Source organism: Streptomyces brevispora (genome assembly GCF_007829885.1).
Classification (GTDB): Bacteria; Actinomycetota; Actinomycetes; order Streptomycetales; family Streptomycetaceae; genus Streptomyces; species Streptomyces brevispora.
This window is the reverse complement of sequence record NZ_VIWW01000001.1, coordinates 4,750,781-4,773,768: the sequence shown is the minus strand read 5'-3', so window position 1 is coordinate 4,773,768 and position 22,988 is coordinate 4,750,781. Positions and strand designations below refer to the sequence as shown.

22 protein-coding genes are annotated in these 22,988 nt (G+C 70.5%); 5 read left to right on the top strand and 17 right to left on the bottom strand.

The genetic code is table 11. The annotated features are described in order from the left end of the window. Positions 1-182: 182 nt before the first annotated feature. The 3 genes from FHX80_RS22270 to FHX80_RS22260 form a co-directional block, all read right to left on the bottom strand. Complete coding sequence (locus tag FHX80_RS22270; protein ID WP_145765809.1) at positions 183-4,061, bottom strand: AAA family ATPase; 3,879 nt, start codon at positions 4,059-4,061, stop codon at positions 183-185. A gap of 334 nt (positions 4,062-4,395) precedes the next feature. Then, positions 4,396-4,608, bottom strand: a complete 213-nt coding sequence (locus FHX80_RS22265; protein ID WP_024494492.1) for a hypothetical protein — start codon at positions 4,606-4,608, stop codon at positions 4,396-4,398. Between the two features lie 438 nt (positions 4,609-5,046). Then, a complete protein-coding gene (locus tag FHX80_RS22260) occupies positions 5,047-5,328 on the bottom strand; it encodes an acylphosphatase (RefSeq protein ID WP_145765808.1) in 282 nt (93 codons plus the stop codon). A gap of 144 nt (positions 5,329-5,472) precedes the next feature. On the opposite strand from FHX80_RS22260, the gene FHX80_RS22255 reads away from it, so the two are divergent. Both FHX80_RS22255 and FHX80_RS22250 read left to right on the top strand, forming a co-directional pair. Continuing rightward, a complete protein-coding gene (locus FHX80_RS22255; protein ID WP_145765807.1) occupies positions 5,473-6,426 on the top strand; it encodes a CAP domain-containing protein in 954 nt (317 codons plus the stop codon). Positions 6,427-6,535: 109 nt separating this feature from the next. After that, positions 6,536-6,955 (top strand): winged helix-turn-helix transcriptional regulator, encoded by a 420-nt coding sequence (locus tag FHX80_RS22250; protein WP_145765806.1) that lies wholly within the window; start codon positions 6,536-6,538, stop codon positions 6,953-6,955. Positions 6,956-7,017: 62 nt separating this feature from the next. On the opposite strand, the gene mutM is transcribed toward FHX80_RS22250, so the two are convergent. The 9 genes from mutM to FHX80_RS22205 form a co-directional block, all read right to left on the bottom strand. Then, positions 7,018-7,878: a bifunctional DNA-formamidopyrimidine glycosylase/DNA-(apurinic or apyrimidinic site) lyase gene (mutM, locus tag FHX80_RS22245; RefSeq protein WP_145765805.1), complete on the bottom strand. Its 861-nt coding sequence runs from the start codon at positions 7,876-7,878 to the stop codon at positions 7,018-7,020. A gap of 88 nt (positions 7,879-7,966) precedes the next feature. Continuing rightward, positions 7,967-8,791, bottom strand: coding sequence for a ribonuclease III (rnc, locus tag FHX80_RS22240; protein ID WP_145765804.1), 825 nt, complete (start codon positions 8,789-8,791; stop codon positions 7,967-7,969). A gap of 19 nt (positions 8,792-8,810) precedes the next feature. Continuing rightward, on the bottom strand, positions 8,811-8,984 hold the full coding sequence (gene rpmF, locus FHX80_RS22235; protein ID WP_003965982.1) for a 50S ribosomal protein L32: 174 nt from the start codon (positions 8,982-8,984) through the stop codon (positions 8,811-8,813). Positions 8,985-8,986: 2 nt separating this feature from the next. After that, positions 8,987-9,595 (bottom strand): YceD family protein, encoded by a 609-nt coding sequence (locus tag FHX80_RS22230; RefSeq protein ID WP_145765803.1) that lies wholly within the window; start codon positions 9,593-9,595, stop codon positions 8,987-8,989. Between the two features lie 247 nt (positions 9,596-9,842). Then, positions 9,843-10,955, bottom strand: coding sequence for an ATP synthase subunit B family protein (locus FHX80_RS22225; protein ID WP_145765802.1), 1,113 nt, complete (start codon positions 10,953-10,955; stop codon positions 9,843-9,845). Positions 10,956-11,053: 98 nt separating this feature from the next. Further along, positions 11,054-11,533, bottom strand: coding sequence for a pantetheine-phosphate adenylyltransferase (gene coaD, locus FHX80_RS22220; RefSeq protein WP_208764803.1), 480 nt, complete (start codon positions 11,531-11,533; stop codon positions 11,054-11,056). 26 nt (positions 11,534-11,559) lie between these two features. Further along, positions 11,560-12,144 (bottom strand): 16S rRNA (guanine(966)-N(2))-methyltransferase RsmD, encoded by a 585-nt coding sequence (rsmD, locus tag FHX80_RS22215; protein WP_145765800.1) that lies wholly within the window; start codon positions 12,142-12,144, stop codon positions 11,560-11,562. A gap of 110 nt (positions 12,145-12,254) precedes the next feature. After that, a complete protein-coding gene (recG, locus tag FHX80_RS22210) occupies positions 12,255-14,519 on the bottom strand; it encodes an ATP-dependent DNA helicase RecG (RefSeq protein ID WP_145765799.1) in 2,265 nt (754 codons plus the stop codon). 180 nt (positions 14,520-14,699) lie between these two features. Next, positions 14,700-16,346, bottom strand: coding sequence for a DAK2 domain-containing protein (locus FHX80_RS22205; protein ID WP_145767432.1), 1,647 nt, complete (start codon positions 16,344-16,346; stop codon positions 14,700-14,702). Between the two features lie 258 nt (positions 16,347-16,604). On the opposite strand from FHX80_RS22205, the gene rpmB reads away from it, so the two are divergent. Continuing rightward, positions 16,605-16,790, top strand: a complete 186-nt coding sequence (gene rpmB, locus FHX80_RS22200) for a 50S ribosomal protein L28 (RefSeq protein ID WP_003965989.1) — start codon at positions 16,605-16,607, stop codon at positions 16,788-16,790. A gap of 75 nt (positions 16,791-16,865) precedes the next feature. On the opposite strand, the gene thiD is transcribed toward rpmB, so the two are convergent. Both thiD and FHX80_RS22190 read right to left on the bottom strand, forming a co-directional pair. Continuing rightward, positions 16,866-17,693 carry a bifunctional hydroxymethylpyrimidine kinase/phosphomethylpyrimidine kinase gene (gene thiD, locus FHX80_RS22195; RefSeq protein WP_145765798.1) on the bottom strand — a complete coding sequence of 276 codons (828 nt, stop codon included), beginning with the start codon at positions 17,691-17,693 and terminating at the stop codon, positions 16,866-16,868. A gap of 10 nt (positions 17,694-17,703) precedes the next feature. Continuing rightward, positions 17,704-18,675: a thiamine-phosphate kinase gene (locus tag FHX80_RS22190; protein WP_145765797.1), complete on the bottom strand. Its 972-nt coding sequence runs from the start codon at positions 18,673-18,675 to the stop codon at positions 17,704-17,706. 320 nt (positions 18,676-18,995) lie between these two features. Between FHX80_RS22190 and FHX80_RS22185 the strand changes: the two genes are divergently transcribed. Further along, positions 18,996-19,229, top strand: coding sequence for an Lrp/AsnC family transcriptional regulator (locus tag FHX80_RS22185; protein ID WP_145765796.1), 234 nt, complete (start codon positions 18,996-18,998; stop codon positions 19,227-19,229). Positions 19,230-19,249: 20 nt separating this feature from the next. Continuing rightward, complete coding sequence (locus tag FHX80_RS22180; protein WP_244318378.1) at positions 19,250-19,738, top strand: DUF3515 domain-containing protein; 489 nt, start codon at positions 19,250-19,252, stop codon at positions 19,736-19,738. Positions 19,739-19,797: 59 nt separating this feature from the next. Here the strand turns inward: FHX80_RS22180 and FHX80_RS22175 are convergent, their stop codons facing one another. The 3 genes from FHX80_RS22175 to FHX80_RS22165 all read right to left on the bottom strand — a co-directional run bounded on the left by FHX80_RS22175 (position 19,798) and on the right by FHX80_RS22165 (position 22,806). Beyond that, positions 19,798-20,955, bottom strand: coding sequence for a D-alanine--D-alanine ligase family protein (locus FHX80_RS22175; protein ID WP_145765795.1), 1,158 nt, complete (start codon positions 20,953-20,955; stop codon positions 19,798-19,800). Between the two features lie 91 nt (positions 20,956-21,046). Continuing rightward, on the bottom strand, positions 21,047-22,057 hold the full coding sequence (locus tag FHX80_RS22170; RefSeq protein ID WP_145765794.1) for an NAD(P)H-dependent glycerol-3-phosphate dehydrogenase: 1,011 nt from the start codon (positions 22,055-22,057) through the stop codon (positions 21,047-21,049). Beyond that, the gene (locus FHX80_RS22165; RefSeq protein ID WP_145765793.1) at positions 22,054-22,806 is read right to left on the bottom strand and encodes a lysophospholipid acyltransferase family protein; all 753 of its coding nucleotides are present in this window, start codon (positions 22,804-22,806) and stop codon (positions 22,054-22,056) included. The genes FHX80_RS22170 and FHX80_RS22165 overlap by 4 nt, the downstream gene beginning before the upstream one ends. Positions 22,807-22,988 lie beyond the last annotated feature (182 nt).

The following is a 22,988-nucleotide window of genomic DNA, read 5'->3' as shown; positions in this document are numbered from 1 at the left end:
GCCGGTGTGGGGGACGAGCTGTTCCCAGTGGCGCATAAGTTCACCCCCACCACCACTTGAATGCGAAAGCGATACCGGGCAGGGATTTGCATTCATCACATGAAATAAAGATCGCGCTCCATGCGGAATTCACGCAAGAGCACCCAGAAGAAACCTTTAAGTCCTGAAGATCAGATCAAGGGTCAGTGCAGCCGCTGGCTGATGACCTTGGAGACCCCGTCGCCCTGCATCGAGACGCCGTAGAGCGCGTCGGCGACCTCCATCGTGCGCTTCTGGTGCGTGATCACGATGAGCTGGGAGCTCTCCTGGAGCTCCTCCATGATCCGGATCAGCCGCTGCAGGTTGGTGTCGTCGAGCGCCGCCTCGACCTCGTCCATCACGTAGAACGGACTCGGCCTGGCCTTGAAGATCGAGACCAGCAACGCCACTGCCGTCAGCGACCGTTCACCGCCGGACAGCAGGGACAGCCGCTTGACCTTCTTGCCGGGCGGGCGGGCCTCGACGTCCACACCGGTCGCGAGCATGTTGTCCGGATCGGTCAGGATGAGCCGCCCCTCACCGCCCGGGAAGAGACGGGAGAAGACACCCTCGAACTCGCGTGCGGTGTCCCGGTACGCCTCGGTGAAGACCTGCTCGACGCGCTGGTCGACCTCCTTGATGACCGTCATCAGATCGGCCCGGGTCTTCTTCAGGTCCTCAAGCTGTTCGGAGAGGAACTTGTGCCGCTCCTCCAGCGCGGAGAACTCCTCGAGAGCGAGCGGATTCACCTTCCCGAGTTGCTGGTACGCCCGTTCGGCCGACTTCAGCCGCTTCTCCTGCTCGGCCCTGACGAACGGCTTCGGCTGGTTGCGCGGATGCTCCGGATCCTCCGGCAGCTCCTCGCCCTCCGCGGCCGGGGACGGCGGCACGAGCTGGTCGGGCCCGTACTCGGCGGCCAGACCGGCCGGCTCCACGCCCAGCTCCTCCAGGGCCTTCGCCTCCAGCTGCTCTATCCGCAGCCGCTTCTCGGCGCCGAGCACCTCGCCCCGGTGGACCGAGTCCGTCAGCTTGTCGAGCTCGCCCTTGAGCTCCCGGCCCTGTTGACGCTCGGCCGCCAGCTCCCGCTCCCGCTCGCCCTTCGAGGCCTCCGCGGCCACCCGTTCCTGTTCCGCCCGTACGACGGACACCTCGACGTGGGCAAGCAACTGCCGGGCGCCGGACGCCACGGCGGAGGCCACCGCCGCCTCGTGACGCAGCCGGGCCCTGCGCTGCTCGACGCGGGCCCGTGCCTCCCGTTCGGCGCGGGCGCCGCGGTCGAGGGAGTCGGCGCGGCCGGCCAGCGCCTTGACCCGTTCCTCGTGGGTACGAACCTGGAGCCGGGCCTCCATCTCGGTCTGGCGGGCGTTGGCACCGTCGGCGGCGAGCCGGTCGCGCACGGCGGTGTCCGGTTCCTCGTCCGCGCCGTCCTGCGACGCCTCCTCGGCGACGAGCAGCCGCTCGGCGAGCTCCTCCGCCTCCTGGGTCGCGTGCTCCAGCGCCTCCTGGGCACGGACGGCGGAGGCGGTCATCCGTTCGGCCTCACCGGCGGCGCCCCGCGCCTGGCCGGCCAGCCGCCCGAGCTGCTGGGCCACCCCGGACTTCTCGCGCTCGGCGGCCCGGCGCCGCTCCCCCAGCTCCTCGACGAGCGCGGCGACGGCACCCCGCCGCTGCGCCGCGAGCCGCTGCGACTCGGCCAGCTCCGCGCACCGCACGGCCAGTTCGGCAAGCTCGGCGGCGGCCTCGTCGACGGACGCCTGGACTTCGAGAAGGCTGGGCGCCCCCGCGGAACCACCGTGCGCGAAGTGCGCCGAGAGCACGTCCCCCTCGCCGGTCACCGCCGTCAGCTCCGGATGGGCGGCCACCAGGTCCTCGGCGTCCTCCAGTGTTCCGACGACCACCATGTCCCGCACCAGCCTGCGTACCGCGGCCAGCAGCTCGACGGGACCGCTGACGAGATCGGCGACGGCGGGGCACCCCCGGCCGTCCAGAGCCAGGGCGGCCGACGTCTGCGGGATCGAGGAGGCGGGCGCGGACTCCGGCGATGTGCCGTCGTGCGCGGCCGGCCGCACCGACTCCGAGCCCTGACCGGGTACCTGCCCCGCGACGTGCGACTCCGAGCCCTGACCCGGTACCTGCCCCGCGACGTGCGACTCCGAGCCCTGACCCGGTACCTGCCCCGCGACGTGCGACTCCGAGCCCTGACCCGGTACCTGCCCCGCGACGTGCGACTCCGAGCCCTGACCCGGTACCTGCCCCACCGCGTCGGGCCCCCGGGGTGCCGCGCCGACCTCGCCTCCGCCCCCGCCCCCGTCTGCGCCTCCGCCTCCGCCTGCGAGCAGCAGCGCGGCCCGCCCCGCGTCCAGTTTCCGCAGCAGCCGGATCGCCTCCGCCGCGGTGGCCGGGTCCGTGACCGCCACCGCGTCCGCCGCCGCGCCCAGTGCGGCGGCCACCGCGACCTCGTGCCCCGGGGCCACCGTGAGCAGTTCGGCGGCCGGCCCGAGAAGGCCCGCCAACCGGTCCCGGGCACCGAGCAGCACCCCGGTTCCGTCCTTCCGGCGCAGCCCGAGGGCCAGGGCGTCATGGCGGGCCGCGACCGCGGCGCGTTTGCGTTCGGCGGCGGTGGCGGCCTCCCGGGCGGCGGAGAGCGAGCCCTCCGCCTCCTTCAGCTCGCTCCTGGCGGCCTCGTGCCGTTCGCCGAGCTCGGCGTCACCCGCGTCCAGGCCGTCGACCTCGGCCTTGAGCTGCTCGTACTCCTCCTGGGCGGTGACCGCCCGCTCCTGTGCCTCGTCGCGCGACGCGGCCAGCCGGTCGATCTCCGACTGCGCCGAACCGGCACGGCTGCGGGCCGCGTTGACCTGACCGGTCAGCCGGGCGAGCCCCTCGCGGCGGTCCGCCAGGGCGCGGGCCGCGTCCTTCAGCCTGCGTTCCTCGGCCGCCAACTCCCTTTCCAGCTCCGACCGGTGGGAGGCGGTGTCCTCCAGCGCGTGCTCCGCCGCTTCCAGCGCCGCGGTCAGCTCCGCCTCCTGCTCGCGGATCCGGTCGGCTTCGCGCTCCATGTCCTGCGGATCGCGGCCGCGCCGTTCCTCCTCCGGCGGGGCGGCGGCGCTCTTCACCCGGGCGTCGGCCAGCGAGATCGTGCCGCGTACCCGTTCAGCCAACTGCGACAGCTCGTACCAGGTCTGCTGGGCGCGCTGGAGCCGCGGCGTCAACCGCCGGACCGCGTCCTCCAGTTCCGCCTCGCGGCTCAGCGCGGCCCTGAGCTCCGCCTCGGCCGTCTCCCGGCGCTCCTTCAGGGCCGCCTCGTCGGCGATCTCACCGCGCAGCGCGGTGTGCAGCCGCACCAGGTCGTCGGCGAGCAGCCGCAGCCGGGCGTCGCGCAGGTCGGCCTGGATCACGGCGGCCCGGCGCGCGACCGCCGCCTGCCGGCCGAGCGGCTTCAGCTGTCGCCGCAGTTCGTCGGTGAGGTCCTGGACCCTGGCCAGGTTCGCCCCCATCGCGTCCAGTTTCCGCAGCGCCTTCTCCTTGCGCTTGCGGTGTTTCAGTACGCCGGCGGCCTCCTCGATGAAGGCGCGGCGCCCCATCGGGTCGGCGTGGAGAACGGAGTCCAGTTGACCCTGGCCGACGATGACATGCATCTCCCGGCCGATACCCGAGTCCGAGAGGAGTTCCTGGATGTCCAGCAGCCGGCAGGTGTCGCCATTGATCTGGTATTCGCTGCCGCCATTGCGGAACATGATCCGGGTGATCGTCACTTCGGCGTACTCGATGGGCAGTACGCCGTCGGAATTGTCGATGGTCAGCGACACTTCCGCCCTCCCGAGCGGAGGCCGCCCGGTGGTACCGGCGAAGATCACATCCTCCATCTTGCCGCCACGCAGGGATTTGGCACCCTGTTCCCCCATGACCCAGGAGAGCGCGTCCACCACATTGGACTTGCCCGACCCATTGGGGCCGACCACGCAGGTGATCCCGGGCTCGAACCGCAGGGTCGTGGCGGAGGCGAACGATTTGAAACCACGCAGGGTCAGGGACTTGAGGTGCACGCCGCCGGACTCTACCTTTCACTCGCGGTTTCGCTGATGAAGGTGCAGGGCACATCAGAGGGTAAGGGAAGGGGTGTACGTCCGGGGCGGGACGGGCGGGATTCGGAGGGGAAAAGAAAGAAGGGACGCCGAAGCGTCCCCGGTAAATCTTGTGCAATGCTGTGTCGACGGATACGACGTCTCCATGGAGACGCGCGTGCCGGATCAATGACATGACAGATGAAGACGCACAAGAAGCAGCTCAAGCGCAATCGATCTTCAATGATCCGGTGGCGATCCGGCGATGATTCCGTGCGGCTGACGCATGCAGCCCGACCGGCCCTGGGGCCATCGGTCAGGTCAGCGCCGGCTCCGCCTGAGGTACGTCGATGTCGATGCTGTCGAGCAGCGACTCTTGGTGCTGAGCGGCGGCATTGAGCGCGTCGTTCTCATCCTGAATCCGTACGATTTCGGATTCAAGATCCTGGACGCGCTGCTGAAGCCGTCGCATCTCGGCGAGGAGTCGCGGGTCGGAACCGCCGACGTAACCGAGAAGCGCCTTTGCCATGAGGATGGTCCTCCACACTGAGTGACCGACCGATGCGGTGTGGGTCGTGAGGGAATCGCACCCGCGGTGCTCGGCAGTGCTCTGTGCTCACTGCTGTTCTGCTGCCAAACAGCTCTGCCGAACAGCTAAGGTGCGCGGGGTTTTCAGCGTCTCACCAAAAAGTTTGACGGTCAACACGATCACACCCCGTAGAGGCGGGCGTCCCGGGGGCGCGCGGCTTGATGATCTTGCGGCGCGACTCTCCTGCGGGGCCCTCAGGGGCACGGAGATCTTCCTTCTCGCCGCAGCCTCGCACGGCAACCGATTCTTGGCAACCACCGGATCATTCCGCAGGTCATTTCATGTGTAGGTACAACGGCGCCTCTCACCGTCACCCCGCGCCGCGTATCGAACACAGTCCGAACACAAGGCATCTTCGGACCCCGCCCGGAGCCCGGATCAGCGGATCGCGAACCCCTCGTATCCGCCCCGCGGGGTGTCCCAGATCTCAGTGACTCCGTCAACGCGGCCGGGTGTGTCGTCCGAGCGCAGCCAATCCAGCAGACGGTGGCAACTCTCACGCCGTCCTTCCGCGACAACCTGCACCCTGCCGTCGTCGAGATTGAGGGCGAATCCGACGAGGCCCCCGATCTCCAGAGCGTTTGCCCTGGTGAACCAGCGGAACCCTACTTGCTGCACTCGGCCGCGTACCCAGGCGGTGAGTCGTACATCTTCGTCCATGCCCGAACGCTAACCGGCCAATTGCTCTCGGAGCACTTCTCACCGAAAGACCATGGCGTACAGTCCCCTCGCAAAAGCATCACTCGATCGGGTGAGTCATGTGGCGTCGGATGCGGCGTCCAGGTCGTCAGAAGGGCACAGCAGATGGGACGCCATCGACGCTCCGCCGCAGTTCCCGCCACCGCTCCCGCCGCTGAGGAAAACGCGGAGCGGGACGCGGTCCGAAGCCGGGGATCCCGCCGCAGGAAGCGGTCCGGGATGCCGGTACGTACGGGACTGCTCGGTGTCTCCGCGGCCATGGCCGTCGGGGCCGTCGCCGTGGCCTCCGGTCTGCTGCCCGGCGGCGACCACTACCCGGGCGGCGGTTCGGCCGCCGACCGGGTGCGCTCCGAGGGCGCCCCGGACCTGCTGACGCAGGGCGGCTCCACGACCGCGCCGGCCGACCGCGGATCCGCGTCCGGCAAGGCCGGCCGCGGCACCGACCGCACCCACGGGCCCACGAAGTCCGGCCCCTCCGCCGACGGCAAATCCTCCTCGTCCCCTTCGAGGACGTCCGGTCCGGCGAAGAAGGCGGAGAAGAAGGAGCCTTCCGGGCAGGCTTCCGCCTCCAAGGCTCCCGGGTCCGGTGCCACGAAGAGCGCTGCCCCAACCGCGAGCTCGGCGGCGCCGGCACCCTCGACCTCCGCTCCGGCCCCCCGCCGGAGCACCGAGCCCGCCGCCGACACCTCGGCCCAGGCCGCCGTGCTCTCCCTGGTCAATCAGGAGCGCGCCAAGGCTGGCTGCGGCCCGGTGACGGCGAGCAGTTCGCTGGCCTCGCTCGCCCAGAACTTCAGCGAGGACATGGCGGCCCGCGATTTCTTCGACCACACCGACCCTGACGGCAAGACCCCCTGGGACCGTGCCGCCAAGGCAGGCGTGGCCGGTCTCGGCGGCGAGAACATCGCCCGGGGCCAGGCCGACGCGCAGGCCGTGATGGACGCCTGGATGAACAGCGAGGGCCACCGCGCGAACATTCTCAACTGCGACTACAAGACGCTCGGCGTGGGTGTCCACTTCGGCGCCGGCGGTCCCTGGTGGACCCAGGACTTCGGCTTCTGAGCCGTACCCGCCCCGCACCACCACCCGCTCCGGCCCCGTACGCCCCACCCGCTCACCCATGGATCGCGCAATCCCGTGGCGAGCGCTGTGCGGGCGTACGCTGGCTTCCATGGACGAGAACGGCGGCAGCGGGACGGACGGCTGCCCGGGCGATGCGTGGGTCTTCGACGTGTTCGCCAGGCATTGCCCCTCGCGCGGCACCCTGGAACATGTCACCGGCCGCTGGGGCAGCCTGACGCTCGGCGCCCTGTATGAGGGCAGCCTCCGCTTCAACGCGCTGCGCCGCCGGGTCGACGGGGTGAGCGAGAAGATGCTCTCCCAGACCCTGCACGCGCTGGAACGTGACGGACTGGTGCACCGCGAGGCGCAGCCCACCAATCCGCCCCGCGTCGACTACGAGCTCACACCGCTGGGACGGCAGGTCGCCGGGCAGCTGATCGGACTGATCCAGCTCGTCGAGGACCGGATGGCCGAGGTCATGGTCGCCCGTGAACGTTACGACGAGGCGCACGCGGCCCGGGAAAGCTAGCGCCCCTCCCGGCAAGGCTCTGCCGCGTCGCGGCACGGGAACCGCCGACCCCCGCGGGGGTCTCAGCCGGTGTTGCGCGGCGGGCGCTGGCAGCGCGGGCAGAAGTAGCTGGACCGGTTCATCCAGGCACGGCGCCTCATCGGCGTACCGCAGCGGTGGCAGGGTTCGTCCTCGCGCCCGTAGGCGTCCAGCGACCGGTCGAAGTAGCCCGACTCACCGTTCACATTGACGTAGAGGCTGTCGAAACTCGTGCCGCCCTGCTCCAGCGCCGCGTTCATCACATCGCGGACATGGCCGAGCAGCTCGGCCGACTGGGGACGGGTCAGGGTCGCGGTCGGCCGGTCGTAGTGCAGCTTGGCGCGCCACAAGGCCTCGTCCGCGTAGATGTTGCCGACCCCGCTGATCAGCGACTGGTCGAGCAGGGCGCGCTTGACCGTGGTGCGGCGCAGTCGCAGCGCGGTGTGGAACGCCGCGTCGTCGAATTCCGGGTCCAGTGGATCGCGGGCGATGTGCGCGATGGTGTCGGGCACTCCGTCGGGGGTGTTCTCGTGGAGCGAGAGCCCGCCGAAGGTGCGCTGGTCGACGAAGCGCAGTTCGGTACCGAGGGAGTCGTCGAACCGGATCCTGATCCGCAGATGCTTCTCGTCGGCGGCGTCCTGCGGCTGTACGAGCAGCTGACCGCTCATGCCGAGGTGGCCGAGGAGCGAGCTGGTCGTCTCGTCCAGCGGCACCCAGAGATATTTGCCGCGGCGCATCGCGGGCCCGAAACGGATGCCGGCGAGTCTGGCCGCGAAGTCCACGCCTCCCGCGAGATGACGGCGGACCGCTCGCGGGTGCAGGACCTCGACCTCGTCGACCGTGCGCCCGGTCACCCAGCGCTGCAGCCCGCGCCGTACGACTTCGACCTCGGGCAGCTCGGGCACGGTGTCGCTCCTGGGGATTCGGCGGGGAACCAAACGGTTCGGGGCAGGGAAAACCCCCCGGCGCACAGGGCACCGAGGGGTTCTCGGGTCAGGCCGGAGCGACGTCCGTGGACGGCGGCGGGTCGGCAGGGGCGTCGGCGGCCCCTCCGTCGGCGGCGGCCTTGGCCACGACCTCCCGCGCCTCCGCGGCGGCACTGATCTCGCGCCAGGCGGATTCCGCCGCCTGTTGCTCCGCTTCCTTCTTGCTGCGGCCGGTGCCGGTGCCGTACGAGACACCACCGACGCGAGCAGCAGCAGTAAAGGTCTTCTCGTGATCCGGGCCGGTCTCCGTGACGAGGTACTCGGGGACTCCGAGGCTCTCGCTCGCGGTGAGCTCCTGGAGACTGGTCTTCCAGTCCAGGCCGGCGCCGAGGTTGGAGGACCGGTCGATCAGCGGGTCGAAGAGCCGGTGAACCAGCTCCGAGGCCGCGTCGAGGCCCTGATCGAGATAGACCGCACCGAGCACCGCTTCAAGGGTGTCGGCGAGGATGGACGCCTTGTCCCGGCCACCCGTGCCCTCTTCACCGCGGCCGAGCCGGATGAAGGAGCCGAGTTCGAGGCCGCGGCCCACTTCCGCAAGAGCGCGCGAGTTGACCACCGCGGCCCGCAATTTGGCCAGCTGGCCTTCAGGCAGGTCGGGGTGAGTGCGGTACAGCGTGTCCGTGACCACCAGGCCGAGTACCGAATCCCCGAGGAATTCCAGCCGCTCATTGGTGGGCAGACCGCCGTTCTCGTACGCGTACGAACGATGGGTCAGCGCTCGCACCAGAAGGGCGGACTCGAGGTGGTACCCGAGCCGCCCTTCCAGAAGCGTGTGGGACGAGGCTGTGTTGACGTTGTCTGCCTGCTTCTTGGCGTGGGACAACTCAGACATCGGGCCTCTCACCAGCCGCTCAGACCTCGAGGACCTGGCGCTTGTTGTACGTGCCGCAGCTGGGGCACGCGATGTGCTGCAGCTTCGGCTCCTGGCAACGCTCGCACGAAACCAGGGTGGGGACCGCAGCCTTCCACTGCGACCGGCGGTGGCGCGTGTTGCTGCGCGACATCTTCCGCTTCGGAACAGCCACGGCTACTTCTCCTGCTTCTCGTCGACGCCAGGTTCGGCGCCGCCCATGTTGTCCTTCTCGCCGTCCTGAACGGTCTCGGCGAGTCCTTGCAATGCCGCCCAACGGATGTCGAGGGCTTCGTGGTGGTGACCGGGGTTCTCGTCCAGCCTGACTCCGCATTCGGAGCACAGACCGGCGCAGGTCTCCCGGCACACCGGCTGCATCGGCAGTGCGAGCACCACCGCGTCACGCAGCACAGACTCGAGGTCGAACAAGCCGTCCTCGAGGAAGAACCTGTCCTCGTCGTCCTCGGCGTCGTCGACCGGGTCCGCCGTCTTGCTGCGGTTCCGGTCATCGGCGTCAGGGTACGAGAACATCTCCTGGAAGTCCGCCTCGACCTCAAGGCTCAGCGGCTCCAGACACCTTACGCACTCCCCCTCGGCCGATGCACGGGCGGTGCCTGTGACAAGCACACCTTCCATGACCGATTCGAGGCGGACATCCAGCTCCACGGGTGCGCCTTCCGGCACACCGACGACTCCGTCGATACCGAAGTCCTTGGGGGCGTTCACCGAGCGGGTCAGCCGCTTGAGGGCACCTGGACGCCGACCCAGCTCGTGCGTATCGAACACAAGAGGGTTTCGGTGGTCGAGGTGGCCGTTCAGGGCTTTTCCTGCTTTCGAATCATGCGCATCACGCGTGGTGGGGAGAAGCCGACCGGCTCCGGAGTCGAAGCGGGCAGCCTGGACCGCGTACATACGCGCGACCGAAGAACCAGGATACTTGACGCACCGCTCAGCTCCCAATCCGGTCCTGATCGGACCCGATCAGGACCGGGTCGACTTCCCGGAGCGGCTTCCCGGACCGGGTCCCGGCCGGTCAGTGCTCCTGTTCGTACCGGCGGAGCTGGTCCAGGTCGATCATGCTGGTGTCGAAAAGACTGGTCTCGTCCAGGGCGCCCTCGCCGTGCTGCTGGAGGGGTTGCTGGGCCTGCGCGGGCTGCTGCCAGGCGTCGTAGCCCTGCGCGGGCAGCGCGACCTGGTTCTGGTTCTGGTCGTAGCCCTGCTGCTGGTTCTGGTCGTAGCCCTGCTGCTGGTAGCCGGCGTAGGGGTCCGGCTGCTGCTGGTAGCCGTACACGTCCTGCTGCGGCTGGTCCTGGTACGCGTACGTCTGCGCGTACTGCGGCTCGGCCTGCGCGGGGAAGCGCGGATCGGCCTGCGGGGACAGCTGCTGGGGCACCTGCGGCGGCTCCGGGGTGGCGATCTCGGCCAGTCCCGCCCAGTGGTCCTCGTCGCTGGTGTGACCCTGGCTGCCCGCGGCGTCCTGGGCGGCCATGTGCGCGCCGAGGTCGTCGGTGGCGACCCGGCCGTGCAGCTTCTGCCGGCCCCGGCCCACCGCCTCCAGGGTCTTGGCGAGCACTGCCTCGAAGGCGCCGAGCTTGGTGTCCACGTAGTCGTCGGCCCGGCGCTGGAGCGTGGCCGGGTCGGCGCTGCGCTCCGGGGCCTCGGCGAAGTCCGGGTCCTCGTAGCCCTGCTCGTCGAAGCCCTGGCCGCGGCCGAGGAGCTTCTCGCGGCCCCGGTCGACGGAGCCGATGGTCTTGGTGAGGACGACCTCGAAGTTGGCGAGCTTGCTGTCGACGTACTCGTCGGCCTCGGCGCGGATCTCCTCGGCGTCCTTGCGGGCCTCACCGAGAATCCGGTCGGCCTCGGCCTGGGACCGCCGGGCGATCTCGGTGTCCGAGATCAGCGAACCGCGCTCGGCGTGGGCGGTCTCGATGATCCGCCCGGCCTCCTGACGGGCCTGCTCGACGAGCTGTTCCCGGCCGCCGATGAGCTCCTGCGCGTGCGCGAGGGAGCCGGGCAGGGCCTGGCGCACCTCTTCCAGCATCGCGAGCAGGTCGGCGCGGTTGACCACGCAGGACGCCGACATGGGCATCGACCGGGCGTTCCCGACCGCTTCGACGATCTCGTCGAGCTTCTTCTGCACGTCCACCGTGTGCTCGCCACTCTCTACTGCCGATTGGAGACGGACGGGACGACTGTACGGCCAGTCGGCGCCCGCCCGACACCGGGTGACGGGCTGTCAGTGCCTCACTGCTGGGCGAGGCGCTCCGTCAGGGCCTCCTGGACCAGTGGCGGCAGCAGGTGCGAGACGTCGCCACCCCAGGTCGCCACCTCCTTGACCAGGGAGGACGACAGGAAACTGTAGGTCGGATTGGTCGGCACGAAGAGCGTTTCGACACCCGAGAGCCCGTTGTTCATCTGGGCCATCTGCAGTTCGTAGTCGAAGTCGCTGACGGCCCGCAGGCCCTTCACGATCGCCGGGATGTCGCGCTGCTTGCAGAAGTCGACCAGCAGCCCGTGGAAGGACTCGACCTGGACGTTGCCGAAGTCCGCGGTGACCCGGCGGATCATGTCGATCCGCTCGTCGACCGTGAACAGACCCTTCTTCGACTGGTTGATCATCACCGCGACGTGTACGACGTCGTACAGCTTCGAGGCGCGGCCGATGATGTCGAGATGTCCATTGGTGATGGGGTCGAACGACCCCGGGCAGACGGCGCGGCGCAACTTGATTCCCTCGCTCTCCGGTCCGGTCATCGTGCGTCTTCGCACGTAGCGGCGGCGCGACCGTACCAAAGCGTTCCCTCGCCGTAGCGACGGGCCCGCAATGGCTCGAAACCCTTGGGCCAGCTGAATTCTCCGCCTCTGGTGCTGCGCTCCACGGTGACGAGCGCAGCGGCCGAGAGCCACCCCTGGGCACGGAGTGTGAGCAGTATCTCGCCAAGATCTTCGTCGGTGACGGCGTACGGCGGGTCCAGGAACACCACGTCGTACGGCTCCGCGGGCGCCGGTCCTGTCACGATCTGTTCGGCTTTGCCGGCCCGGACCTCGGCGCCGGGCAGGCCGAGGGTGCGGACGTTGTCCCGGACGGTGCGGACGGCCTTGGCGTCGGCCTCGACGAGCAGGGCGTGGACCGCGCCCCGGGAGAGCGCTTCGAGGCCGACGGCCCCCGAGCCCGCGTACAGATCGGCGATCCGGACGCCGTCGAGGGTGCCGAGGAGCGCCTGCCAGGTGGAGAACAGGCCCTCGCGCGCGCGGTCGGAGGTGGGGCGGGTGCCGGTGCCGGGCGGGACGGCCAGGCGGCGTCCGCCGGCCGAGCCGGCGATCACGCGGGTCATGGGTGTTGATCCTCGGGTCGGGGCGGCGCGCAGGGTGCTGCGGGCGCCGTGCCACCCACGATATGACGTCGGGGAGACCGGGGCGCCCGCAGTGGCCGCGCCCCCGCACGTCAGCCCTTGTCGAGGTACTCCTCGCGGTCCTTGTCGAGCAGCGCGTCCAGTGCGAGGCGCAGCTCCGGCAGGTGCTCCAGGTCCGGATCGGCGGCGACGACCTTGACGGCCTCCTCACGGGCGGCCGCGATGACCTCCTCGTCGTCGATGACGCTGAGCACCCGCAGCGAGGAGCGGACCCCGGACTGGGCCTGGCCGAGGACGTCGCCCTCGCGGCGTTCCTCCAGGTCGATCCGGGACAGCTCGAACCCGTCGAGGGTGGCGGCCACGGCGGAGAGCCGGGCGCGGGCGGGGCTCGCCTCGTGGGCCTCGCTGACCAGCAGGCAGAGTCCGGGGGCGGAGCCACGGCCGACCCGGCCGCGCAGCTGGTGCAGCTGGGAGACGCCGAACCGGTCGGCGTCCATGATCACCATCGCGGTGGCGTTGGGGACGTTGACCCCGACCTCGATGACCGTGGTGGCCACCAGGACGTCGACCTGGCCGGCGGCGAAGCGGCGCATCACGTCGTCCTTGTCGTCGGGGTGCATCCTGCCGTGCAGAACCTCGACGCGCAGACCGGTCAGCGGCCCCTTGGCGAGCTGTTCGGCGGTGTCCAGGACGGCGAGCGGCGGGCGCTTGTCCCCCTCCTGTTCGGCGTCCTTCTTCCCCTTCTTCCCGGCCACCTCGTCCTCGTCGTCACCGATCCGGGGGCAGACCACGTACGCCTGGTGCCCGTTCTCCACCTCCTCACGGACCCGTTCCCAGGCGCGGCTGAGGAAGTGCGGCTTGTCCTTGGCGGGGACGACATGGCTGGCGATCGGCGAACGGCCGGCCGGCAGCTGGTCCAGGACGGAGGTCTCCAGGTCACCGAAGACGGTCATGGCGACCGTACGGGGAATGGGGGTGGCGGTCATGACGAGCAGATGCGGCGGTTGCTTCCCCTTGGAGCGCAGGGCGTCGCGCTGTTCCACCCCGAAGCGGTGCTGCTCGTCGACGACGACCAGCCCCAGCTCGTGGAACTGCACCTTGTCCTCGATCAGCGCATGGGTGCCGATCACGATCCCGGCCTCGCCGGTGACCAGGTCGAGGAGCGCCCGGCGGCGGGCGGGCATGCCCATGGAACCGGTGAGCAGGACGACCTTGGTGCCCCGGTCGGACCCGCCGAGCGCCCGCCCGTCGCCCGACCGCCGCCCCTCGTCGAGAGGCGCTTCGCGCCACAGCCCCCAGTTCTCGGCGAGCTCGCCCATCATCTCGGTGATGGACCGGTGGTGCTGCTGGGCGAGCACCTCGGTGGGCGCGAGCATCGCGGCCTGCCCGCCCGCGTCGACGACGGCGAGCATGGCGCGCAGCGCGACCAGGGTCTTCCCGCTGCCGACCTCGCCCTGGAGCAGCCGGTGCATCGGATGTTCGGTCGCCAGGTCGTCGAAGATCTCCTTGGAGACCTTGAGCTGGCCGTCGGTGAGGGTGAACGGCAGTTCGGCGTCGAACGCGTCGAGCAGCCCGCCGGGAACGGGTCTGCGGGCGGCGGCCGGCAGCTGGGTGTCCGCGTATCTGCGGCGGGCCAGTGCGACCTGGAGGACGAAGGCCTCGTCCCACTTCAGCCGGCCCTTGGCCGCCGCGATGTCGGCCTTGGTCTGCGGCCGGTGGATCTTCAGCAGCGCCTCGGGCAGCGCGGTGAACCCGCGGCCCTCGCGCAGCGCGGGCGGCAGTGGGTCGACGGCTTCCTGGGCGCTCGGCAGCACCGCGTCGACCGCCTTGGCGATCCGCCAGGAGTCGAGTTGCTTGCAGGCCGGGTAGATCGGCAGCAGCCGGCCGGCGAAGGCGTCCACGGCCTCGGTCGCCCCGGCCTCGTCGGTGGTCTCCGCGTCGAGCAGTTGGTAGGTGGGGTGGGCCAGCTGCATCTTCCGGTTGAAGACGGAGACCTTGCCGGCGAACATGGCGCGCCGGCCCGGCAGCAGTTCCTTGTGCGGCTTGTGGACTCCGTGGCCGAAGAAGACCAGCTGGAGCCGGCCGTGGCCGTCGGTGAGGGTCACTTCGAGGCGCTTGCCCCGGCCGTTGTTGAACGCCATGACGCGGGCGTCGGCGACCTGGGCGACGACCGTCACGTGCTCGTCGAGCGGGAGGTCGGTCATGGCCGTGAGACGGCCGCGCTCCTCGTACCGCCGCGGGTAGTGATGCAGCAGATCGCCGACCGTGTGCAGGTCGAGGTGCTCGGCCATCACCTTCGCGGTGGCGCCGCCGAGCAGCTTCTTGAGGGGTTCGTCGAACGCAGACACGCGATCCATTGCACACCACGCCACTGACAGTTGTCCGCCGGGCACCACCGAGCCGCCGAGAAGTCCTGGTCACAATCCTGCTCGCGACCCCGGGACCGGCTCTCTCCCACGCGCGGGCGCGGACGCTACGGCGGACATACAACGGGCGGAGGCGGCTTCGGTGCGGGCGTACGGGGAGCAGGGGGCCCGCTACTCCACCCCGATCAGCAGCGGAGCGCACTGGTGGCCGCCGCGGTACACCACGGTGTCCACCGCCAGGTAGCCCTCCCGGACGTGTTCCTCCAGTGTGCCGGCCAGCGTGTCGGGGACGTCCTCGCCCAGGACCAGGGTGACCAGTTCGCCGCCGGCCGCCAGCATCCGGTCCAGGACGTTGCGGGCCGTCTCCGGGACGTTGTCGCCGATGACGGCCACATCGCCGTCGATCAGGCCCAGGATGTCGCCGGCCTGGCAGATCCCCGCCATGGTCCAGGACTGCCGCTCGGCGACGGCCAGTTCGGCGTACCGGGTGGCGCCGGCCGCCGCGGTCATCGCGACCACGTCCTCGTCGAAGCTGCGGTCCGGTTCGTGGACGGCCAGGGCAGCGATGCCCTGGACGGCGGCCCTGGTCGGGATCAGGGCGACCCTGATGCCCTCGGTCCGGGCCTGTTCCGCGGCGGCCGCGGCCGTGTGGCGCAGGTCCCCGTCGTTGGGCAGGAGCACCACCTCGCGGGCGTGGGCGCGGCGGATCGCGTCGACCAGTTCGCCGCTGGCCGGCGGTTCCCCGGGGCGCGCGAGCACCGTCGTCGCCCCGGCCTCCGCGCACAGGCCGCCGAGCCCGTCGCCCGGGACCACGACGACGACGGCGCGCTGGGCGGGTTCGGGGCGGGTGTGCACCCGGTCCGCGGCGAAGTGGGTGATCCGGATGCGGTACGGCCGCCCGGCCTCGACCCCGGCCTCCACCGCCGCACCCGCGTCGTCGACGTGTACATGGACGTTCCAGAGCCCGTCGCCCCCCACCACCACGAGGGAGTCGCCCAGGTCGTCGAGCCGGGTCCGCAGCCGCTCCACAGCCTCGTCCCCGGCCTCCAGCAGATAGATGACCTCGAAGGCCGGCCCGCCCTCCGGGGTGTCCGCCGCGGGGCAGTCATCGGCAGCGGCGGCGACCGGAACGGGCGAGGCCGGCGCCTCGTACACCCGCACCGGCGCCCGTCCCGAGACCGCCTCGACCAGCGCCCCGAGGACCGCCACCAGCCCCCGGCCCCCGGCGTCCACGACACCTGCCCGGCCGAGCACGGCGAGCTGGCCGGGCGTCGCCTCCAGGGCGGTGCGCGCCCCTTCGTACGCCGCCTGTGCCACCACGGCCGTACCGGCGCCGGCCGCCGCACGCCCCGCGGCTTCGGCGGCCGCGGTGGCCACGGTCAGGACCGTGCCCTCGACGGGGTGGGCGACGGCCTCGCGCGCCGAGAGCGCGGCCCGGGTCAGTGCGAGGCGCAGCCGGTCCGTACCGCCCCGCGCACCGGCCTCCTCGGCCAGTACCCCGGCCATGCCGCGCAGCAACTGGGCCAGGATCGTGCCGGAGTTGCCGCGGGCCCCGATCAGCGCCCCGTGCGCCATGGCGCGTACCGCGTCGGCGGTGGAGGGCACCGAGGTGCCGGTCTCATGGGCGGCGAACACCGCCTCGACGGCGCCCGCCGCGGATTCCACGGTCAGATAGAGGTTGGTGCCGGTGTCCCCGTCGGCGACGGGATACACGTTGATCGCGTCGATCGCCTCGCGCTCCCGGCCGAGTGCGTCCAGCGCCAGTGAGCACCAGGTACGCACCGCGACGGCGTCCAGGTCGTCGGCGGTCTGCGGCACCTGATGGTCCTCCTCGGAACGGGGCCTGGGGGCGGCGGGCTGCACCGCAGGGTAGCCCCGCTCGGCGGCTCCGGCGGGGTCAGGGGCGGGGCGGGCAGTAGTGGATCCCATGGTAGTTTCGTATCTCCGACGCAGCCGTTGTATGCTGCTTCGGTTGCCCGATGAGAGTCGGGACATTCCCCCGGTACCGCCACTTCAGTCATTGAATCCGGCGTGCCGGAATTCACTGTAAGTGCATCTGAAGTTTTGGAGTGACCCGTGGCTGCCAACTGCGACGTTTGCGGCAAGGGGCCGAGCTTCGGCAACAGCATTTCGCACTCGCACCGCCGTACGTCCCGTCGCTGGAATCCCAACATCCAGCGCGTGCGTGCCGTGGTCGGGCGGACGCCGAAGCGGCTCAACGTCTGCACCTCGTGCATCAAGGCCGGCAAGGTCGCGCGCTGACGTTCCCGTCGTAGCGCAGCCTTACCGGTTGCCCAAAAAGCCGGTCCACCTCGGTGGACCGGCTTTTTGCTGTGCTCAGGCGGGGCGGGGCCGGCGGCCGGTGCTCCGCAGCCGCCACCCGTGGTCGACCGGGCCGATCCCCGCGCCCAGCGGGAAGCCCGCCGCGATGGCCCCGGTGACGTAGGACTTCGCGGCCCGTACCGCCGTGGGCACGTCCTGGCCGCGGGCCAGTCCGCAGGCGATCGCGGAGGCGAGGGTGCACCCGGTGCCGTGTGTGTGGCGGTTGTCGTGGCGGGGGGCGCGCAGCCAGTGCTCCTCGGAGCCGTCCGTCAGCAGGTCCACGGGGTCGCCCGGCAGATGACCGCCCTTGATGACCACCCAGCGGGGCCCATGGCCGAGCATCGTGGCCGCGGCCCGCCGCATCCCGGCCTCGTCGGTGACCGTCACGCCCGTGATCTGAGCCACTTCGTCGAGATTCGGGGTCGCCACGGTCGCGACGGGCAGCAGCTTCGTGCGTACCGAATCCAGCGCCTCGTCGGCGAGCAGCGGATCGCCGTGCTTGGAGACGCCCACCGGGTCCACGACGGCCGGGGCGTCCGTCGCGGCGATCAGTGCGGCGACGGTCTCCACGAGGACGGCAGAGGACAGCATGCCGGTCTTGACCGCGTTCACGCCCATGTCGTCCACCACGCTGCGGTACTGGGCGCGTACGGCTTCCGCGGGCAGTTCCCAGGAGCCCTGCACGCCCAGCGAGTTCTGGGCGGTGACGGCGGTCAGCACGCTCATGCCGTGCACACCGAGCGCCAGCATCGTCTTCAGGTCGGCCTGGATGCCGGCACCGCCGCCGGAGTCGGATCCGGCGACGGTGAGCACACGGGGAAGTACGGCGGAGGGTAGGGGCATACGCCGCAATCTACGGGGCGTCCTCGATGTCCCCGAAGTGGTCCCAGCCGCTCTTGCTGGTCCAGGGCGCCCCGTCGACCGTCACCTGGGGCAGCGCCGAGGGGTGGAGGACCTCGCCGATCACCTTCCAGCGGGCCGGCAGCTTCACGTCGGGCGGGAACGTCGCGACGATCGCGTGGTCCTCTCCCCCGGTCAGCACCCACTGAAGGGGGTCCACACCGACGGCCTGCCCGATGTCGGACATCTGGGACGGGATGTCGATGCGTCCTGAGCGCAGGTCGATGCTGACCTTGCTCGCCTCGGCGATGTGCCCGAGGTCGGCGACGAGCCCGTCGCTGACGTCGGTCATCGCGGTGGCGCCGAGCCCGGCGGCCGCGGGACCGGCGTGGTACGGCGGTTCGGGCCGCCGGTGGGCCTCGACGAAGGCGCGGGGCGAGCGGAAGCCGCGGGAGAGCACGGCGTATCCGGCGGCGGACCAGCCGAGCCAGCCGGTGACGGCGACGACGTCGCCGGGCTGGGCGCCGCCCCTGGTGACGGGCTCGTGATTGCGCAGATCGCCGAGCGCGGTGATCGCGACGGTGATGGTGTCGCCGCGCACCACATCGCCGCCGACCACGGCCGCCCCGGCGACCTGGCACTCGTCGCGGATGCCGTCCATGAGCTCCCCGGCCCAGGTCACGGGGAGTTCGGCGGGGACGACCAGGCCGAGGAGCAGCGCGGTGGGCACGGCGCCCATGGCGGCGATGTCGGCGAGGTTCTGTGCGGCGGCCTTGCGGCCGACGTCGTACGCCGTCGACCAGTCACGCCGGAAGTGCCGCCCCTCCAGCAGGATGTCGGTACTGGCCACGACCCTGCGGTCGGGAGCGGTCACGACCGCGGCGTCGTCGCCGGGCCCGATCCGTACCGCCGGAGTGGTGGTGAGCCGGGACGTCAGCTCTCTGATGAGCCCGAACTCCCCCAACTCGCCCACGGTTCCCTTCACCGAGTTTCACCCCTCATCTATCGCGCCGGACGGGCGTCCGGCCTGCTTAAGCGGCCTGCCGGCGCCCGGGGCGTGGACCTGCCCCGGGGGGCGGTCCGTCCTGGTGGTCACGGGCATGCGCGTCCCCCGTCCGCACCGCTGAGCTTGCGGTCGCGGGCGGTCACTGCTGTCGGTACTGTCAAGAGATACGTCAACTTGTGTGTTCCGCACGCCACGCTGCGGGTGTCATCCGGCCCGCAGGTCTCCCCGCGGCCCACGCCAACGCGATACCGTGGCGTCCCTTTCCCCCACATGATCCTCGTGGCCGCCCTGGAGGTTCCGTGGTACAGGCGTACATCCTTATTCAGACCGAGGTGGGCAAGGCGTCGACAGTCGCCGAGACCATCGCCAAAATCCCGGGAGTGATCCACGCGGAGGACGTAACCGGTCCCTACGATGTGATCGTGCGCGCGCGGGCCGACACGGTCGATGAACTCGGACGCATGGTCGTTGCCAAGGTGCAGCAAGTGGACGGCATCACCAGAACCCTGACCTGCCCGGTCGTGCACCTGTAACCCCCGTCTAAGCTGGGCCGGTGACGTCTGTCCGCCGCCGGCTTACCCGCCCCGTGTTCCTCGGTCCGTCCGCTGCCCTGATGCTCATGGCCGCGGCGGGCTGCTCCGCCGATGACGCCTCGGCGCCGGTCACGGATCCCACCCCGTCGTCGGAAGCCGCAGCCTACTGCCGTGCGTTGCACAAGGAGCTGCCGAGTTCCGTCGCCGGTCAGGAGCGCAGTGGTTCCGGGACCGGCTCGAACCTGACCGCTGGGTGGGGGGACGGGGAGATCGTACTGCGCTGCGGTGTTCCGCGCCCCGCGAAGATGGACGACGCCCAGTCGAAGGCGATCGACGCGAACGGGGTCAACTGGATGCTGGAGCAGCAGCAGGACGGCAGGCCGCGTTTCACGACGACGTACCGCAAGGCGTATGTCGAGGTGACGTTGTCGGTGGCGTACGCGCATGACGCGAGTCCGCTGGCGGCCTTCGCCCCGGCGGTGAAGAAGACGATTCCCAACAGGCTGTAGGGCGTGTGCTCCGGTGCGGAGCACACGCCCCTGCCGTCGGTCGGGGTCGGCGCAGACGGTCAGCGCAGTCCGGTCGGCCGGTTCAACGCCGCCTGGATGAGCCGGTCCACCAGCTGCTGGTAGCTGACACCGCTCTCCTGCCACATCCGCGGGTACATGGAGATCGGGGTGAAGCCCGGCAGGGTGTTGATCTCGTTGATGACGAATCCGCTGTCCTCGGTGAGGAAGAAGTCGGCGCGCACCAGGCCCTCGCAGGACGCCGCCTCGAAGGCCTCGACGGCGAGCCGCTGGACCTCGGCGGTCTGCTCCTCGGTGAGCGGGGCGGGCACGATCCCGGGCGCCGAGTCGATGTACTTGGCCTCGAAGTCGTAGAAGTCGTGTGCGGTGACGGGCGGGATCTCGGCCGGCACGCTGGCGCGCGGTCCGTCCTCGAACTCCAGCACCCCGCACTCGATCTCGCGGCCCCGCAGCAGCGACTCGACAAGGAACTTGGGGTCGTGGCGGCGGGCCTCCTCGATCGCCTCGTCGAGGCCGGAGAGGTCGTCGATCTTGGTGATGCCGATCGACGAGCCGGCCCGGGCCGGCTTCACGAAGAGCGGCCAGCCGTGGTCGCCGGCGAACTCCACGATGCGCTTGCGGGCGGCCTGGGGGTCCAGGTCCCACTCGCGGGGGCGCACGACGAGGTACGGGCCGACGGGCAGCCCGAACGAGGTGAAGACGCGCTTCATGTACTCCTTGTCCTGGCCGACCGCCGAGGCGAGGACGCCGGCGCCGACGTACGGCACTCCGGAGAGCTCCAGGAGGCCCTGGAGCGTGCCGTCCTCGCCGTAGGGGCCGTGCAGGACGGGGAAGACGACGTCGACCTCGCCGAGCGCCTTGGGGACCGAGCCGGGTTCGCTGTAGACCACTTCGCGGCTGCCGGGGTCGACGGAGAGCACCACGCCGCCCTCGTCGGACTCGGCGAGCTGGGCCACGTCCGGCATCTTGCGGTCCGTGATGGCCATGCGTTCGGGATCGTCGGCGGTGAGCGCCCAGCGGCCGTCCGTCGTGATGCCGATCGGCAGGACGTCGTACTTCGTCCGGTCGATGGCGTTCAGGACGGCACCGGCCGTGACCACCGAAATGCCGTGTTCGGAGCTGCGGCCGCCGAACACGACGGCAACACGCGGCTTGCGGAGCTGCTGCTCCGTGCTCTGGGGGAGGTTCTCGCTGCTCATATCGCGATGAGCGTACCTGCTGGTACCGGTCGCGGCAGCGTCGCCGGTCCCGTCCGGCGGGTGAACCGACCGCCGGTCGCCCGACGGTCCCTCAGTGCCGCTCGGCCTTGGCGCTGCGCGACATCAGCTCCTTGAGCGCGACCATCGGGGGCTTGCCCTCGTGGACGATGCCGACGACGGTTTCGGTGAGGGGCATCTCGACGCCGTACCTGCGTGCCAGATCGAGCACCGATTCACAGGACTTGACGCCCTCCGCGGTCTGCTTGGTGACCGCGATGGTCTCCTGAAGGGTCATGCCGCGGCCGAGGTTAACGCCGAAGGTGTGGTTGCGCGAGAGCGGCGACGAGCAGGTCGCCACCAGGTCGCCGAGTCCGGCGAGTCCGGAGAAGGTCAGCGGATCGGCGCCCATGGCCAGCCCCAGACGGGTGGTCTCGGCGAGACCGCGGGTGATGAGCGACCCCTTGGTGTTGTCGCCGAGCCCCATGCCGTCGGCGATGCCGACGGCCAGCCCGATGACGTTCTTGACGGCGCCGCCGAGTTCGCAGCCGACCACGTCGGTGTTGGTGTACGGGCGGAAGTACGGGGTGTGGCAGGCGGCCTGGAGGCGGCGCGCCACCGACTCGTCCGGGCAGGCGACGACGGCCGCGGCGGGGCGGCGTTCGGCGATCTCCTTGGCGAGGTTGGGTCCGGTGATGACGGCGATGCGGTCGGCGGAGACCTTCGTCACGTCCTGGATGACCTCGCTCATCCGCTTCGCGGTGCCGAGTTCGACGCCCTTCATCAGGGAGACCAGCACCGTCTTCGACTCCAGGTGCGGAGTCCAGTCGGCGAGGTTGGCGCGCAGCGTCTGGGAGGGCACGACGAGCACGGCGAAGTCGGCGCCGCGCAGTGCCTCGGCGGCGTCGGTGGTGGCCCGGACCGACGCGGGGAGTTCGATGCCCGGCAGGTAGTCGGGGTTGGTACGGGTCCTGTTGACGACCTCGGCCACCTCGGGGCGGCGTCCCCAGAGGGTGACCTCACAGCCCGCGTCGGCGAGAACCATGGCGAAGGCCGTACCCCATGAGCCGGTTCCGAAGACGGCTGCCTTTACGGGGTGCGTCACTTGAGTCCCTCTCCTTCGGACTTGCGCCGCTGTTCCGCGCGGGCCTTGCGGTGGTCGTAGAGCTCGTTGGGGGCCTGCTGTCCGCGTACGTCCGCCAACTGCTCGGTGATCGCGAGCATGATGACCTCGGTCGCCTCGCGCAGCAACTCGGGCGTCGGCTCCTTGTCGTAGAACCGGGAGAGGTCGACGGGCGGACCGGCCTGGACCGTGAGGGTCTTGCGGGGCAACAGCCGCAGCTTCCTGTCCGTGGCGTAGGGCGGCATCGCCAGGTTGGCACCCCACTGGGCGACGGGGATGACCGGAGCCCTGGTCATCAACGCGACGCGGGCGGCGCCGGTCTTGCCGCCCATCGGCCACATCTCGGGGTCACGGGTGAGGGTGCCCTCCGGGTAGAAGGCGACGCATTCGCCGCGCTCGATGGCGTCGACGGCGGCCCTGAAGGCGTCCAGCGCGTTGGTGGTCTCGCGGTACACGGGAATCTGGCCGGTGCCACGCAGCATCATCCCGACGAAGGGGGTCTTGAAGAGCCCCGCCTTGGCGAGAAGCCGCGGCACCCGGCCGGTGTTGTACTGGAAGTGCCCGTACGAGAGCGGGTCCAGATACGAGTTGTGATTGACCGCAGTGATAAATCCGCCGTCGGCCGGAATGTGTTCCATTCCCCGCCAGTCGCGCTTGAACAGAACCACCAGCGGCGGTTTTGCGATGGCCGCTGCCAAGCGGTACCAGAAGCCGATTCTACGGCGGGACACCCGAACACCTTTCGCTACGGAACTGGCTGTGGAGCCGTGCTGCTCTCCACGGACCTGACCACGGGGCTGTACTGCCTGACTACCGACGGTCAAGTCTCGCCCCAGGCCCCTGCTCTGTCGAGAACACCGTACGCCTCACCTTCGGGACCGACCCCCCGGGTTGTCGTACCGACAGGCGAGAA

What these genes read in the sequence shown, in the direction of transcription:
- FHX80_RS22265 (WP_024494492.1), bottom strand. Translation starts at nt 4,608, where the DNA reads ATGGCAAAGGCGCTTCTCGGTTACGTCGGCGGTTCCGACCCGCGACTC.
- FHX80_RS22260 (WP_145765808.1), bottom strand. Translation starts at nt 5,328, where the DNA reads ATGGACGAAGATGTACGACTCACCGCCTGGGTACGCGGCCGAGTGCAG.
- FHX80_RS22255 (WP_145765807.1), top strand. Translation starts at nt 5,473, where the DNA reads ATGGGACGCCATCGACGCTCCGCCGCAGTTCCCGCCACCGCTCCCGCC.
- FHX80_RS22250 (WP_145765806.1), top strand. Translation starts at nt 6,536, where the DNA reads ATGGACGAGAACGGCGGCAGCGGGACGGACGGCTGCCCGGGCGATGCG.
- rnc (WP_145765804.1), bottom strand. Translation starts at nt 8,791, where the DNA reads ATGTCTGAGTTGTCCCACGCCAAGAAGCAGGCAGACAACGTCAACACA.
- rsmD (WP_145765800.1), bottom strand. Translation starts at nt 12,144, where the DNA reads ATGACCCGCGTGATCGCCGGCTCGGCCGGCGGACGCCGCCTGGCCGTC.
- recG (WP_145765799.1), bottom strand. Translation starts at nt 14,519, where the DNA reads ATGGATCGCGTGTCTGCGTTCGACGAACCCCTCAAGAAGCTGCTCGGC.
- thiD (WP_145765798.1), bottom strand. Translation starts at nt 17,693, where the DNA reads ATGCCCCTACCCTCCGCCGTACTTCCCCGTGTGCTCACCGTCGCCGGA.
- FHX80_RS22175 (WP_145765795.1), bottom strand. Translation starts at nt 20,955, where the DNA reads ATGAGCAGCGAGAACCTCCCCCAGAGCACGGAGCAGCAGCTCCGCAAG.